The organism is Citrobacter sp. wls716, from assembly GCF_005280975.1.
Taxonomy (GTDB): Bacteria; Pseudomonadota; Gammaproteobacteria; order Enterobacterales; family Enterobacteriaceae; genus Citrobacter; species Citrobacter youngae.
Genome location: NZ_SZWX01000049.1, coordinates 356,321 through 369,993, shown reverse-complemented (window position 1 = coordinate 369,993; position 13,673 = coordinate 356,321). Strand labels below are relative to the sequence as shown.

Genomic DNA, 13,673 nt, shown 5'->3' with positions numbered 1-13,673 from the left:
ATGCCGACGGTTTCCCGTCTTTACCCCTGGTCTGGTCTGGCGGCGTTGGTGCTGGTGGGGTGTAGTAGCCAACCCGCGCAGCCATTAAAGAAAGGGGAGAAAGCTGTCGATGTGGCGAGCGTGGTGCGGCAAAAAATGCCTGCCAGTGTGAAAGACCGGGACGCGTGGGCGCAGGACCTGGCGAAAACGTTTGAAAGCCAGAAGCTGGCGCCGACGGTTGAAAATATCTGTTCGGTGCTGGCCGTGGCGCAGCAGGAGTCCAACTATCAGGCCGATCCGGTTGTCCCGAATTTAAGCAAAATAGCCTGGAAAGAGATTGACCGTCGCGCCGAGCGTATGCATATCCCGGTGTTTTTGGTTCATACCGCACTGAAGATTAACTCGCCAAATGGGAAAAGCTACAGCGAGCGTCTGGATTCAGTGAAGACGGAAAAGCAGCTTAGCGCCATTTTTGATGATTTCATCAATATGGTGCCGATGGGACAGACGTTGTTTGGTTCGCTCAACCCGGTGCATACCGGGGGGCCGATGCAGGTTAGCATTGCGTTTGCCGAACAGCATACTTCCGGGTATCCGTGGAAAATGGAAGGAACGGTACGTCAGGAAGTCTTTACCCTGCGCGGCGGACTCTGGTTCGGCACGTATCACTTGCTGAATTACCCGGCGAACTATAGCGCGCCTGTCTTCCGTTTCGCGGATTTTAATGCGGGATGGTATGCCAGCCGTAATGCGGCGTTTCAGAATGCCGTCAGCAAAGCCAGTGGTGTGAAGCTGGCGCTGGATGGGGATTTGATTCTCTACAACAGCAAAGAACCGGGTAAAACGGAGTTGGCGGTACGCAAGCTTGCCGGGAAGCTGGGGATGAGTGAGAGCGATATCCATCGTCAGTTGCAAAAAGGCGACAGCCTGGCCTTCGAGGAGACTGCGCTGTACGAGAAGATGTATAAGCTGGCGGAAGCGAAGGCTGGAAAAACGTTACCACGGGAAATGCTGCCAGGTATTCAACTGGAAAGCCCGAAGATTACGCGTAATTTGACCACGGCATGGTTTGCTAAACGCGTGGACGATCGTCGGGCGAAGTGTATGGGTCAGTCATCGTTGTGATGACGATGGCGCCAGCGCGCCAGCGCCGCGATGACGCCAAGGATAAGGCAGCCTGTGAGGAAGGGAATCAGTCCAAACAGGGTGCCGACGCCTAAGCCAATTTCAACGCGTGGGCGTCCGGTCTCTTGCATCTGTAGCTGCATCAGTTCTTCATAGATACCGGGCGCATGGGCTAACAGATTTAAAACCTGAGCCCCGGCCCAGAAGCAAAACAGCACAAAAACGGCATACGCAATGTTTCCGGGCAGAGAGGAGGTATCTCGATGCTTGCCCTTAAACAGGGATTTTGAGAGCGTAAAATCAGCCATAGGGACCTCCAGAGATATCCTGCGTTGTCGATGCCATACCAGTAACTGACAGTGAGTCTGACAGGTGATCGGGATTGTCAATATCAGAATGATGGTAATTTCAGGTAGAGATTATTCCTGGATTTTGGTTTTTTGTTGAACGTCACAAATATGTAACCTTAAGTTAAATTGATTCACATTTAAGAATTTCCGCACAGGACACAGACGCCCGCAGGGAAATGTGCGAGGATGCTGTTCAACGCTGAACTTCCACCGGAGCTGTTATGAACCTGCCTGTAAAAATTCGCCGCGACTGGCATTATTACGCGTTTGCCATTGGGCTGATCTTTATTCTGAATGGCGTGGTGGGATTATTGGGTTTTGAAGCGAAAGGATGGCAAACCTATGCGGTGGGGCTGGTTACGTGGGTGATTAGCTTTTGGCTAGCGGGACTTATTATTCGCCGCCGCGCCGATGAGGATGAAGATGTCAAGGATGCCCAATAGTTATCGGGCATCCTGTCTGCTTTTACATGCTGGTTTTCAGCGCGCTATCGGCAGCGTGGCGCTCCAGCGCCAGCTCGATCAGACGTGTGATCAGATCGGTATAGCTTAAGCCGCTGGCCTGCCACAGTTTGGGATACATACTGATGTTGGTAAAGCCCGGCAGCGTGTTGATCTCGTTGATCACCACGTCATTCTCTGCGGTGAGGAACACATCCACCCGCGCCATCCCGGCGCAACCCAGCGTCTGGTAAGCCTGAATAGCGATCTCACGGATCTTGTCGTTAATTTCTGGGGCAATCGCCGCCGGAACCACGACTTTGGCCCCGTTATCGTCAATATATTTGGTATCGTACGCGTAAAAATCACTGTTCAGCACGATCTCGCCACAGGTACTGGCCTGCGGATGATCGTTGCCCAGCACCGCGCATTCTATTTCGCGACCTTTGATCCCTTGCTCGACCACAACTTTATGATCGAATTCAAATGCCAGCGCGATGGCCTGGTTGTACTGTGCTTCACTGGTCACTTTACTGACGCCAACGGACGACCCCTGGTTGGCCGGTTTCACAAACAGCGGCAGGCCCAGGCGGGACTCGACCTCGGCAAAGCTGATGCTGTTGCGATTGGCGCGAGTTAGCGTAATAAATGGCGCGATGTTTAATCCGGCATCGCGCAGCAGACGTTTGGTGACGTCTTTATCCATGCAGGCTGCAGAGCCCAGCACATCTGAACCGACGAACGGTAAATTCGCCACGCGCAGCATGCCTTGCAGTGAACCATCTTCACCCAGCGTGCCGTGCACAATTGGGAAAATAACATCGACCGTTGGCAGCGGCTGACCATTTTGCGCATCGATCAACTGATGTTCTTGTTTACCCGGCACCTGCGCCAGACTGGTCGCGGAGGGACGCAGTGCAATATGCGCCGGATCGTTTGAATTGAGCAGATAGTTACTGGCATCGCTCACGTGCCACTGCCCTTGTTTATCAATACCTAACAGCACAACGTCAAAGCGAGTCTTGTCGATGGCATCGACAATATTTTTTGCCGATTGCAATGACACTTCATGTTCCGCTGATTTACCACCAAATACGATTCCTACCCGCAACTTTGCCATCTTAAAAACCCATTCCTTGAATGCAAAGCACATACATTACCACGACAAAACGCAGGATTCCTCGGCTTCTGGCAGATTGTTTTAGTGGATTCCCCGGGAATGAATACGCACAAACCCACAGGGCATGTTAGAAGCATAATTCCCTGTATTTAATGTGGATTTGATGTGATGAATATCACAAATATGATGAGCGGGGAGATAAAATACTAAACTGTGAAACATCGCACCTCTGGACCCTCGTTTGAAGGCGTAATTTGTTAAGCTGCTCGCAGTTTTCAGCTACTTACCGTTATGAGTCCTTATGGAATCCTGGAGAGTTAACCTTATTTCCGTGTGGTTCGGTTGCTTTTTCACCGGACTGGCGATCAGCCAAATCCTGCCTTTTCTACCGCTCTATATCTCCCAACTGGGAGTAACCTCGCACGAAGCGCTCTCAATGTGGTCCGGGTTAACGTTTAGCGTCACGTTTCTTATTTCTGCCATTGTTTCACCGATGTGGGGCAGTTTAGCTGACCGTAAAGGGCGTAAGCTGATGCTGTTACGGGCCTCACTGGGTATGGCAATTGCCATTTTGCTGCAGGCATTTGCCACTAACGTCTGGCAGCTTTTTCTGCTGCGCGGGGTGATGGGGTTAACGTCGGGATACATTCCTAATGCGATGGCATTGGTGGCGTCGCAAGTCCCGCGCGAACGCAGTGGTTGGGCGTTGAGCACGCTCTCAACGGCGCAAATTAGTGGAGTGATTGGCGGGCCGCTGATGGGCGGTTTTATTGCCGACCATGTTGGTTTACGTGCGGTATTTTGTATTACCGCCGCGCTGTTGGTGGTGAGTTTTTTGGTCACACTGTTCTTAATTAAAGAGGGTGTCCGACCAGTGATTAAAAAAAGCGAGCGTTTAAGCGGGAAAGCTGTTTTTGCTTCGTTACCGTATCCCGCGCTGGTCATTAGCCTGTTTTTTACCACCATGGTGATTCAACTGTGTAACGGCTCAATTGGCCCCATTCTGGCGCTGTTTATCAAATCGATGGTGCCAGATAGCTCAAATATTGCCTTTCTCAGCGGCCTGATTGCCTCGGTTCCCGGCATATCCGCTTTGATTTCAGCGCCACGTCTTGGAAAGTTGGGCGACAGAATTGGTACTGAACGGATTCTAATGGCAACGCTCATCTTCGCCGTGGTGCTGTTTTTCGCTATGTCGTGGGTTACCACGCCGTTGCAGTTGGGAGTTCTACGTTTTCTGCTTGGCTTTGCCGATGGTGCAATGCTGCCTGCGGTGCAAACGCTATTAGTGAAATACTCCAGCGAGCAGATTACCGGGCGCATCTTTGGGTATAACCAGTCGTTTATGTATCTTGGCAACGTCGCTGGACCCTTGATGGGGGCAACCGTATCGGCCATGGCGGGTTTCCGCTGGGTCTTTATCGCTACCGCGAGCATTGTGCTTATTAATATCTGGCAACTGGCTATCGCGTTGCGACGCCGGCGTCTCGCTCGCTGAATGGCGGATTAACAGCGCGGGTTGCCAGCGTTGTTAATCCATAATTGAAGATTATATATATGGGTGACTATTAATCTCCTTACCCTTTTATATTGAATTATTCTGCAGAAAGCGTTATTCCCCCTTATTTTGTGTTGTGATTGTTTTCGCAAAATGTTTTATTTCTGCAATAAATACAACTTTCATCCTCTAGGAAGTTGTGAGTCTTAGTGATAACGTGGCCTTTATTTGGTTAAGGGAATACGAAAATGAAAAATCTCATCACTGAGTTGTTACTTAAGCTCGCCCAAAAAGAAGAAGAGTCGCAAGACCTGGCCGCGCAAGTCGCAACGTTAGAGCGGGTCATCATGGAAATGCTGCGCAACATGGCAACAAATGAGCAGCAAACACTGATTCGTCAAATAGAAGACGCGCTGGCAGGGGTAAGTCAAATGCCTGCATTTCTGACGACCATGCACAGTGCTGGCGAGAACGTACCTAAAACGTGTTGAGATATCTGCAGATACTTATCCACGAATTATCATAAAAGTGTCACATCAAATACTTATAGTCGCTTTGTTTTAATTTTACCGTATTTGTACATGGAGAAAATAAAGTGAAACAAAGCGCACTCGCTATTGCCCTGTTACCCTTGCTGTTTACCCCGGTTATTCATGCAGAAACATCTACCGTAGCGGCTATGGATAATCGTGCCGCACAGGGAGATATCACCACACCGGGTGGCGCGCGTCGATTAACGACTGATCAAACGGCAGCACTACGAGATTCTTTGAACGATAAACCGGCCAAAAATATTATTTTATTGATCGGTGATGGTATGGGGGACTCGGAAATTACCGCTGCGCGAAATTATGCAGAAGGCGCCGGTGGTTTTTTTAAAGGTATTGATGCGTTACCCCTGACCGGACAATACACGCACTACGCGTTGGATAAAAAAACGGGTAAACCTGACTATGTGACCGATTCCGCAGCCTCTGCGACGGCATGGACGACCGGTGTTAAAACATATAACGGTGCGCTGGGCGTTGATATTCACGAAAAAGATCACGCCACTATTCTGGAAATGGCTAAAGCTGCCGGTCTGGCGACAGGCAACGTATCCACTGCTGAATTGCAGGATGCCACCCCCGCCGCGCTGGTTGCGCATGTGACGTCGCGTAAATGTTACGGACCGAGCGTCACCGCTGAGAAATGCCCGACGAATGCGCTGGAAAAAGGCGGTAAAGGGTCAATCACCGAACAATTATTGAATGCCCGCGCTGACGTTACGCTGGGCGGCGGGGCAAAAACCTTTGCTGAGACCGCTGCTGCGGGCGAGTGGCAGGGGAAAACGCTGCGCGAACAGGCTCAGGCCCGTGGTTATCAGATGGTCAGTGATACCGCGACGCTGGCAGCCATTACCGAAGCGAATCAGGATAAACCGCTGTTAGGTTTGTTCTCTGACGGCAACATGCCGGTACGCTGGGAAGGGCCAAAAGCGTCTTACCACGGTAACCTTGATAAGCCAGTCGTGACCTGTACGCCAAATCCAAAACGTAACGACACGGTGCCAACGCTTGCCCAGATGACGGATAAAGCGATTGAGCTGTTAAGTAAGAATGAAAAAGGCTTTTTCCTGCAGGTAGAAGGCGCGTCCATCGATAAGCAGGATCACGCCGCAAACCCGTGCGGTCAGATTGGTGAAACGGTCGATCTGGACGAAGCTGTACAGCGCGCGCTGGCCTTCGCGAAGAAAGACGGCAACACGCTGGTTGTCGTGACCGCTGACCACGCGCATGCCAGCCAGATTGTTGCGCCAGACACCAAAGCCCCTGGCCTGACTCAGGCGCTGAATACCAAAGATGGTGCGGTGATGGTTATCAGCTATGGCAACTCGGAAGAGGAATCTCAGGAGCATACCGGCAGCCAGCTGCGCATTGCTGCCTATGGTCCGCATGCGGCGAATGTGGTAGGCCTGACCGATCAGACTGACCTGTTTTACACCATGAAAGCGGCGTTAGGTCTGAAGTAACCTGCTATTTGGCCACTTAATTTTAATAATGAGGTGGCTATTTCTGCGTCAGCAACCAGACTTACTACACGTCATCCTTCAGGCAGCCAACATCGAAGTTGCTTGAAAGGTGACGTGTAGAGTGAATACTCACAACAGGATGGTGCTATGAAAATAACATTGCTCGTTACCCTATTATTTGGCCTGGTTTTCTTAACTACCGTCGGCGCTGCCGAGAAGACGTTAACCCCGCAACAACAGCGTATGACCACCTGCAACCAGCAGGCGACGGCGCAGACCTTAAAAGGGGATGCCCGGAAGACATATATGAGTGATTGCCTGAAAAACAGTAAGTCTGCGCCTGATGAAAAGAGTCTGACGCCGCAGCAGCAGAAAATGCGTGAATGCAACGTTCAGGCAACAGAGCAGTCGCTGAAAGGCGACGATCGTAAAAAATTTATGAGCGCTTGCCTGAAAAAAGCTGCGTAATACATACGGGTGAGCGGATAAAATCGCTCACCCGAAATATCATACTTCCGCCGCCAGACCCCTTTCTATAATTTGGGAAATTTGTTTCAGAATATTCCCAAATACGATGAATGATGAAAACTTTTATCAAAAGAAGGCCGTACCGAATGAAGCATTTATATCGCTTCATCAAAACGACCACCAACGTTCCGGTCTGCGATTTGCCCGACGGATAAGACTGCCTCGCGCAGTCGGGCTGGGGGGAATGTTTTTCCCCATTGCGTCGGTATTAGTCTCGCAACCCATAACCGGAGGTTGGTGGCTGTTACTGGTGGGATGGGCGTTTGTCTGGCCGCACCTGGCGTGGCAGTTGGCGAGCAAAGCGGAAGATCCGCTGTACAGTGAATTTACGAATATTAAAACCGATGCGATCCTCGCTGGCATGTGGGTGGGGATCATGGGGGCAAACCTGCTGCCATCCACGGCGCTACTGATGATTATCTGCATTAACCTGATGGGCGCAGGTGGGGTGCGATTATTCATCGCTGGCGTCGTGTTGATGGTGGTTTCATGTCTGGTGACGCTACAGTTAACGGATATTCCGGTCGTGTTTAGCAGTACGCAACTGAGCGTGCTGTTGTCGCTGCCGGTACTGGTGATTTACCCGCTGCTGTTTGCCTGGGTTAGCTACCAGACGGTGATCAAATTGGCGGAGCATAAACGCCGTCTGCAGGTAATGAGTACGCGGGATGGAATGACCGGCGTTTATAATCGGCGCCATTGGGAGCTACTGCTGCGCAATGAATTTGATAATTGCCGTCGTCAGCAACGTGATGCCACGCTGCTTATTATCGATATCGACCATTTTAAGAGCATCAATGATACCTGGGGTCATGATGTTGGGGATCAGGCGATTGTTGCGCTGACGCGTCAGTTGCAAATGACGCTGCGCGGCAGTGATGTGATTGGGCGTTTTGGTGGTGATGAGTTTGCGGTAATTATGTGCGGAACACCTGCAGCCAGCGCCATCGCAGCGATGTCGCGCGTCCATGAACGACTTAGCCAGTTACGCTTGTCCTGTGCTCCGCAAGTAGCCCTGCGGATTAGCGTCGGTGTTGCTCCGCTGACTTCTGAAACAGAGCACTACCGGGAGTGGTTGAAGTCAGCGGATATGGCGCTTTACAAAGCAAAGAATGCCGGACGTAACCGTACTGAAGCGGCGGCCTGACGTCCGACTTGCACTCAGGATTTGCTGAGTTTCTCTGATTGTTCCATGCACTTAACCATCGCTTCGATGACTGATGAACGGAAGCCGCGTTCTTCGAGGACGCGCACTGCCTCAATGGTGGTTCCGCCAGGCGAGCACACCATATCTTTTAGTTCTCCAGGATGTTTACCCGTTTCCAGTACCATCTTCGCCGAGCCCATGACCGCCTGTGCCGCGAATTTATATGCTTGCGCGCGTGGCATGCCGCCCTGAACGGCGGCATCCGCCATGGCTTCGATAAACATAAACACATAGGCCGGGGCTGAACCACTGACGCCAACGACCGGGTGAATCATCGATTCTGCGATGACTTCGGCTTCGCCAAAGCAGCGGAAAATATTCAACACGTCAGCAGTATCTTCCGGTGTTACCAGCGCATTTGGGGTGACGGACGTCATTCCTGCATTGACCAGTGACGGCGTGTTAGGCATTGCGCGGATAATTTTACGGTCATGACCCAGTGCGCGGGCGAGTTGATCGAGGGTGACGCCCGCCGCAATGGATACCACCAGGGAATCTTTGTTCAGGCTGGAGGTGATTTCACTCAGCACTTTAATCATGATGCCTGGCTTCACGGCACCAAAGACAATATCTGCAATCTGCGCGACTTCTTGCGCAGATTGCGCCGCATTTATGCCGTACTGATCGTGCAGTGCTGCGACTTTATCGGGAGAGGGGGTATAGACCCAGATTTGTCCGGGGAGTACCTGGCCGCTGGCGATCAGGCCGCCAAGAATCGCTTTACCCATATTTCCGCAGCCGATAAAACCAATTTTCTTGTCCATCTTGTCACTCCCTATGCGTGATATTCATTGTTTATACCCATAATCCTTCAAGTAACTTGAATTATTTAGGGTAAATCTGGGAAAGCTAAGCTTAGCGCGGAATGAAGGCGTTCAGAAGAAGAAACAGCGCTTTGCCTGAAAGTAAAAGCACGAGACAATGTGCAATTGCACATGTGTCTGGAGGTGTTATGACGATTTGGGTGGATGCGGATGCGTGTCCGAATGTGATTAAAGAAATTTTATATCGGGCCTCCGAGCGGATGCAGATGCCGCTCATTTTGGTCGCCAATCAGAGTTTGCGCGTTCCGCCTTCGCGTTTTATCCGCACCTTACGTGTTCCGGCCGGGTTTGATGTCGCCGATAACGAAATTGTGCGCCAGTGCAGCGCTGGAGACCTGGTTGTCACGGCGGATATCCCGCTGGCCTCTGAAGTCATTGAAAAAGGCGCTGCGGCGCTCAACCCGCGCGGTGAGCGCTATACCGAGGCAACGATCCGTGAACGTCTGACGATGCGTGATTTTATGGATACGCTGCGTGCCAGCGGGATCCAGACCGGGGGACCTGACAGCCTTTCGCCGCGTGACAGGCAACATTTTGCGGCGGAACTGGACAAGTGGTGGCTGGAAGTTCAACGTAGAAAATAATAATTGTAATTTATTTTTTACACTTTCTTCGTTGTGAATTCTTGTTATAGTAGGGTTTAATCAATTTTATCGCCTTATTGGAATATATTCTTTACACTTTGGCGATGTACTAGTTTGATGGTATGATTATAACTTTAACAGCATCAGATCCCGCTTACCTGCGGTTCTCTGGGGAACTTCTGTGATGACACAACCGCTTTATCTTGTTGGCCCCCGGGGGTGTGGTAAGACGACAACCGGTATGGCGCTGGCGAAAGCCATCGACTTTCAGTTTGTTGATACCGATCGCTGGTTGCAATCACATCTGCAGATGACGGTGGCTGAAATTGTTGAAAGAGAAGGATGGGAAGGTTTTCGCGCCCAGGAAACGACCGCCCTGCAGGCCGTTACGGCCCCCTCAACAGTCGTAGCGACCGGCGGCGGTATTATTCTTACTGAATATAATCGTCACTACATGCGTAGTCACGGCATGGTCATCTATTTAAACGCACCAGTATCGGTACTGGTAAACCGCCTGGAAGAGGCGCCTGAGGAAGGATTGCGCCCGACGTTAACTGGCAAGCCATTAACCGAAGAAGTGCAGGAAGTGCTTGAGCAGCGCGATGCGCTGTATCGTGAAGCGGCGCATTATATTGTTGATGCGACGAATGAACCTTCGCAGGTTGTGGCTGATATTCTTGTGATACTGTCGCAAGCCCGGTCACGGCTACAGGGCGGAGCTTATTGTTAAGGGCTTCCCGATATAGACCGACCTTTCCACTCCATCCCGGGCGTGCAGACATATTATCTGTCCTCTGCCGGAGCGTGCCTGTATCACAATTTTCGAACCTCCTGCTATACCGCGGAAAGTGAAAATTAAGCGATAACAATCTAGTACTGGAATGATTAGGAATCTTTACACTATGCATCGCCGATCTGCTGCTACGCTTTTGAGCATTTGTAGCGCAGGTCAGTACCCGGCATTTGTCCGGGAATTCACGGCAAAGTAAGAAGACGGTGGAGCAACAAATGAGTACGTCGTTGGCTATCCTCACGATTGGTGTTGTGCCGATGTGTGAGGTGTTACCGCTCCTGACGGAATATATAGATGAACAACACATTACTCACCACAGCCTGCTGGGACAGATGCGGCGAGAAGATGTGATGGCCGAGTATGCGGTCTCGCCCGGCGACGAGTCGTTATTGACGCTGCTGAGCGACCATCAACTGGCTCATGTCTCGCGCCAGAAAGTCGAGCGCGATTTGCAAAGTATTGTTGAAGTGCTGGATAACCAGGGTTTTGACGTTATTTTGCTGATGAGCACGGCCTCAATTACCCGCCTGACGGCCCGCAATAGTATCCTGCTGGAGCCTTTACGAATTATTCCTCCCCTGGTGGCCTCAATTGTGGAAGGGCACCAGGTTGGGGTGATTGTGCCGGTCGCCGAGTTGCTCCAGGCCCAGGAACAAAAATGGCAGGTGCTACAGACGTCCCCCGTCTATGCCGTGGCAAACCCGATTCACGGTTCTGAACAACAGCTGATTGATGCCGGAAAAGATCTGCTTGAGCAGGGCGCGGATGTGATCATGCTGGATTGTTTGGGTTTTAACCAACGCCATCGTGATTTACTGCAAAAGTCTCTGGATGTCCCGGTTCTTCTGTCTAACGTACTGATTGCCCGACTGGCATCCGAGTTGCTCGCTTAATTTTGCGTGACAGGTACAACGCCAGGCCCCTATATTGGTTATCAACTTAATCACGAGATAGGGCCAGTTGTATGCTTCAAAGTAATGAATACTTTTCCGGCAAAGTAAAATCGATCGGTTTTACCAGCAGCAGTACTGGCCGCGCCAGCGTTGGCGTTATGGCTGAAGGTGAATATACCTTTGGTACTGCGGCGCCTGAAGAGATGACGGTCGTCAGCGGCGCACTGAACGTGCTGCTGCCGGGGGAAACCGAGTGGAAAGTGTATGCCGCAGGGGACGTGTTTAACGTACCGGGCAACAGTGAGTTTCATCTGCAGGTGGCAGAGCCAACATCCTATCTTTGCCGCTATCTGTAAGCGTAAAAATAGCGAATGGCGACACTGAGCCGCCATTCGGTAAACACGGCTTAGCGCTGCGCTTCGCCGCCTAATCCTTCCACCAGGCTTTTAATCAGCGCCGCCAGTTCACCCGTCATCAGGATGAAATCGGCATCAAAACGCTGAGCATAATCTTCGCGGTCGATATCTTCGTTCTGATCGCGCAGCTCGTCGCTAAACTTCAGACGCTTAATGGAGCCGTCGTCACACATAACGAACTGAATGCGCTGCTGCCAGTCGAGGGCCAGTTTGGTGACCAGTTTGCCTGCTTCGATGTGTACGGCAATTTCATCGCAAACCAGATCCTGTTTCTTCGCGCGGATCACGCCGCCGTCTTCCAGCATCGCTTTCAGTTCGGCTTCGTCCAGTAACTGGAATCCCTGTGCCGTTGTGCCGGAGCGAACCCATTCGGTCAGCGTTAGCTCAATAGGGTTTTCCATCGTCAACGGGACAACCGGCAGTGAACCGAGGCTTTTACGCAGCAGCGCCAGCGTATCTTCCGCTTTCTTCGCGCTTGCACAGTCGACAATGATCAGATCGTTGACGGTGTCGATCCACATCATTGTCTGGCTGAAGCGGCTAAAGGCGCGCGGCAGCAATGAGTGCAACACTTCATCTTTCAGCGAGTCTTTTTCGGTTTTTTTGAGCTTGCGACCCTGCTCAGCTTCCAGTTTGATTATTTTTGCTTCCAGCGCCTGTTTGATAACCGGCGACGGCAGAATTTTTTCTTCTTTGCGGGCGCAGATAATAATTTGGCCATTGGCGGTATGCGTTAATGCATCGCTGTGCGATCCCATCGGCGGAACCCAGCCCATTTTTGCCATATCCTGGCTACCGCAAGGGGTGAACGTCATTGATGCCAGCTGTTTTTCCATCTCTTCGGCACGCAAAGAAACATCGCGGCTAAGACGGTAAACCATTAAATTTTTGAACCACAGCATGATAATTTCCACGGCCTTGTCGTTAAATCCAGCGGGCATGATAGCGAATTGTCGCTATGCTTGCATTGTTAATCGGGAAGAGGAGCAAACAGTGCGTATAGGTATCGATTTAGGCGGTACAAAAACGGAAGTTATCGCGCTTGGCGATGCAGGCGAACAGCTTTTTCGCCATCGCCTGCCTACGCCGCGTGATGATTATCGGCAAACGATAGAAACCATCGCCGCGCTGGTGGAGATGGCGGAAAAAACCACCGGACAGATGGGAACCGTGGGGATGGGCATTCCCGGTTCAATATCGCCCTACACTGGGGTGGTGAAAAATGCCAACTCGACCTGGCTCAATGGACAACCCTTTGACAAAGACCTGAGTACCCGACTGAACCGCGAAGTCCGCCTGGCAAACGATGCCAACTGCCTGGCGGTGTCTGAAGCGGTGGATGGCGCGGCGGCGGGGGCGCAAACCGTGTTTGCGGTGATAATTGGTACCGGCTGTGGTTCCGGCGTGGCGCTAAATGGCCGGGTGCATACCGGTGGGAATGGCACGGCGGGCGAGTGGGGGCATAATCCGCTGCCGTGGATGGACGAAGATGAGCTGCGCTATCGGCAGGAAGTACCCTGTTATTGCGGTAAACAAGGCTGCATTGAAACCTTCATTTCCGGGACCGGTTTTGCCACTGATTATCATCGCCTGAGCGGAAATCCGCTAAAAGGCAGTGAAATTATCCGTCTGGTAAACGAACAGGATGCGCTGGCGGAACAGGCGCTGAGCCGATATGAATTACGCCTGGCGAAATCATTAGCGCATGTGGTAAATATTCTCGATCCGGATGTCATTGTACTGGGCGGGGGAATGAGCAATGTCGACAGGCTGTATCAACACGTCCCGACGTTGATGAAGCAGTTTGTTTTTGGCGGTGAGTGTGAAACGCCTCTGCGCAAGGCGTTACACGGTGACTCCAGTGGCGTGCGCGGCGCGGCCTGGCTGTGGCCGCAGGCATAAACG

General features: G+C 51.6%; 16 protein-coding genes. 12 read left to right on the top strand and 4 right to left on the bottom strand.

Going from position 1 to position 13,673, the window contains the following annotated elements; translation table 11 throughout:
* Complete coding sequence (locus FDX24_RS18110) at positions 1–1,104, top strand: DUF1615 domain-containing protein (protein WP_048212468.1); 1,104 nt, start codon at positions 1–3, stop codon at positions 1,102–1,104.
* Here the strand turns inward: FDX24_RS18110 and FDX24_RS18105 are convergent.
* Complete coding sequence (locus FDX24_RS18105; RefSeq protein WP_116360946.1) at positions 1,089–1,412, bottom strand: YaiY family protein; 324 nt, start codon at positions 1,410–1,412, stop codon at positions 1,089–1,091. The two genes, FDX24_RS18110 and FDX24_RS18105, sit on opposite strands and share 16 nt — an antisense overlap.
* Before the next feature lie 263 nt (positions 1,413–1,675).
* On the opposite strand from FDX24_RS18105, the gene FDX24_RS18100 reads away from it, so the two are divergent.
* Positions 1,676–1,897, top strand: a complete 222-nt coding sequence (locus FDX24_RS18100) for a DUF2754 domain-containing protein (RefSeq protein WP_005120949.1) — start codon at positions 1,676–1,678, stop codon at positions 1,895–1,897.
* A gap of 22 nt (positions 1,898–1,919) precedes the next feature.
* Here the strand turns inward: FDX24_RS18100 and ddlA are convergent, their stop codons facing one another.
* Positions 1,920–3,014 carry a D-alanine--D-alanine ligase gene (gene ddlA / locus FDX24_RS18095; protein ID WP_048212466.1) on the bottom strand — a complete coding sequence of 365 codons (1,095 nt, stop codon included), beginning with the start codon at positions 3,012–3,014 and terminating at the stop codon, positions 1,920–1,922.
* 301 nt (positions 3,015–3,315) lie between these two features.
* On the opposite strand from ddlA, the gene FDX24_RS18090 reads away from it, so the two are divergent.
* The 5 genes from FDX24_RS18090 (at position 3,316) to adrA (ending at position 8,198) form a co-directional block, all read left to right on the top strand.
* Positions 3,316–4,512 carry a multidrug efflux MFS transporter gene (locus tag FDX24_RS18090; protein WP_048212465.1) on the top strand — a complete coding sequence of 399 codons (1,197 nt, stop codon included), beginning with the start codon at positions 3,316–3,318 and terminating at the stop codon, positions 4,510–4,512.
* A gap of 248 nt (positions 4,513–4,760) precedes the next feature.
* Positions 4,761–5,003 carry a sigma-S stabilization anti-adapter protein IraP gene (locus FDX24_RS18085; RefSeq protein ID WP_048212464.1) on the top strand — a complete coding sequence of 81 codons (243 nt, stop codon included), beginning with the start codon at positions 4,761–4,763 and terminating at the stop codon, positions 5,001–5,003.
* Between the two features lie 104 nt (positions 5,004–5,107).
* Complete coding sequence (gene phoA / locus FDX24_RS18080; RefSeq protein WP_061067402.1) at positions 5,108–6,523, top strand: alkaline phosphatase; 1,416 nt, start codon at positions 5,108–5,110, stop codon at positions 6,521–6,523.
* A gap of 147 nt (positions 6,524–6,670) precedes the next feature.
* The gene (gene psiF, locus FDX24_RS18075) at positions 6,671–6,991 is read left to right on the top strand and encodes a phosphate starvation-inducible protein PsiF (RefSeq protein ID WP_048212462.1); all 321 of its coding nucleotides are present in this window, start codon (positions 6,671–6,673) and stop codon (positions 6,989–6,991) included.
* A gap of 91 nt (positions 6,992–7,082) precedes the next feature.
* Positions 7,083–8,198, top strand: coding sequence for a diguanylate cyclase AdrA (adrA, locus tag FDX24_RS18070; RefSeq protein WP_101741821.1), 1,116 nt, complete (start codon positions 7,083–7,085; stop codon positions 8,196–8,198).
* A 14-nt stretch (positions 8,199–8,212) separates the two neighbouring features.
* On the opposite strand, the gene proC is transcribed toward adrA, so the two are convergent.
* Positions 8,213–9,022, bottom strand: a complete 810-nt coding sequence (gene proC, locus FDX24_RS18065) for a pyrroline-5-carboxylate reductase (RefSeq protein WP_048212460.1) — start codon at positions 9,020–9,022, stop codon at positions 8,213–8,215.
* Positions 9,023–9,210: 188 nt separating this feature from the next.
* On the opposite strand from proC, the gene FDX24_RS18060 reads away from it, so the two are divergent.
* The 4 genes from FDX24_RS18060 (at position 9,211) to ppnP (ending at position 11,708) form a co-directional block, all read left to right on the top strand.
* Positions 9,211–9,666 (top strand): YaiI/YqxD family protein, encoded by a 456-nt coding sequence (locus FDX24_RS18060; protein ID WP_048212459.1) that lies wholly within the window; start codon positions 9,211–9,213, stop codon positions 9,664–9,666.
* A 184-nt stretch (positions 9,667–9,850) separates the two neighbouring features.
* The gene (gene aroL, locus FDX24_RS18055) at positions 9,851–10,396 is read left to right on the top strand and encodes a shikimate kinase AroL (RefSeq protein WP_048212458.1); all 546 of its coding nucleotides are present in this window, start codon (positions 9,851–9,853) and stop codon (positions 10,394–10,396) included.
* Between the two features lie 278 nt (positions 10,397–10,674).
* Entirely contained in the window at positions 10,675–11,352 is a 678-nt protein-coding gene (locus FDX24_RS18050) for an AroM family protein (RefSeq protein WP_115600861.1), read from the top strand.
* Positions 11,353–11,423: 71 nt separating this feature from the next.
* Positions 11,424–11,708 (top strand): pyrimidine/purine nucleoside phosphorylase, encoded by a 285-nt coding sequence (ppnP, locus tag FDX24_RS18045; protein WP_003021477.1) that lies wholly within the window; start codon positions 11,424–11,426, stop codon positions 11,706–11,708.
* Between the two features lie 50 nt (positions 11,709–11,758).
* Here ppnP and rdgC read toward each other — a convergent pair whose 3' ends face one another.
* Positions 11,759–12,670 (bottom strand): recombination-associated protein RdgC, encoded by a 912-nt coding sequence (gene rdgC / locus FDX24_RS18040; protein ID WP_048212456.1) that lies wholly within the window; start codon positions 12,668–12,670, stop codon positions 11,759–11,761.
* Between the two features lie 91 nt (positions 12,671–12,761).
* Between rdgC and mak the strand changes: the two genes are divergently transcribed.
* A complete protein-coding gene (mak, locus tag FDX24_RS18035) occupies positions 12,762–13,670 on the top strand; it encodes a fructokinase (protein WP_137364704.1) in 909 nt (302 codons plus the stop codon).
* Positions 13,671–13,673 lie beyond the last annotated feature (3 nt).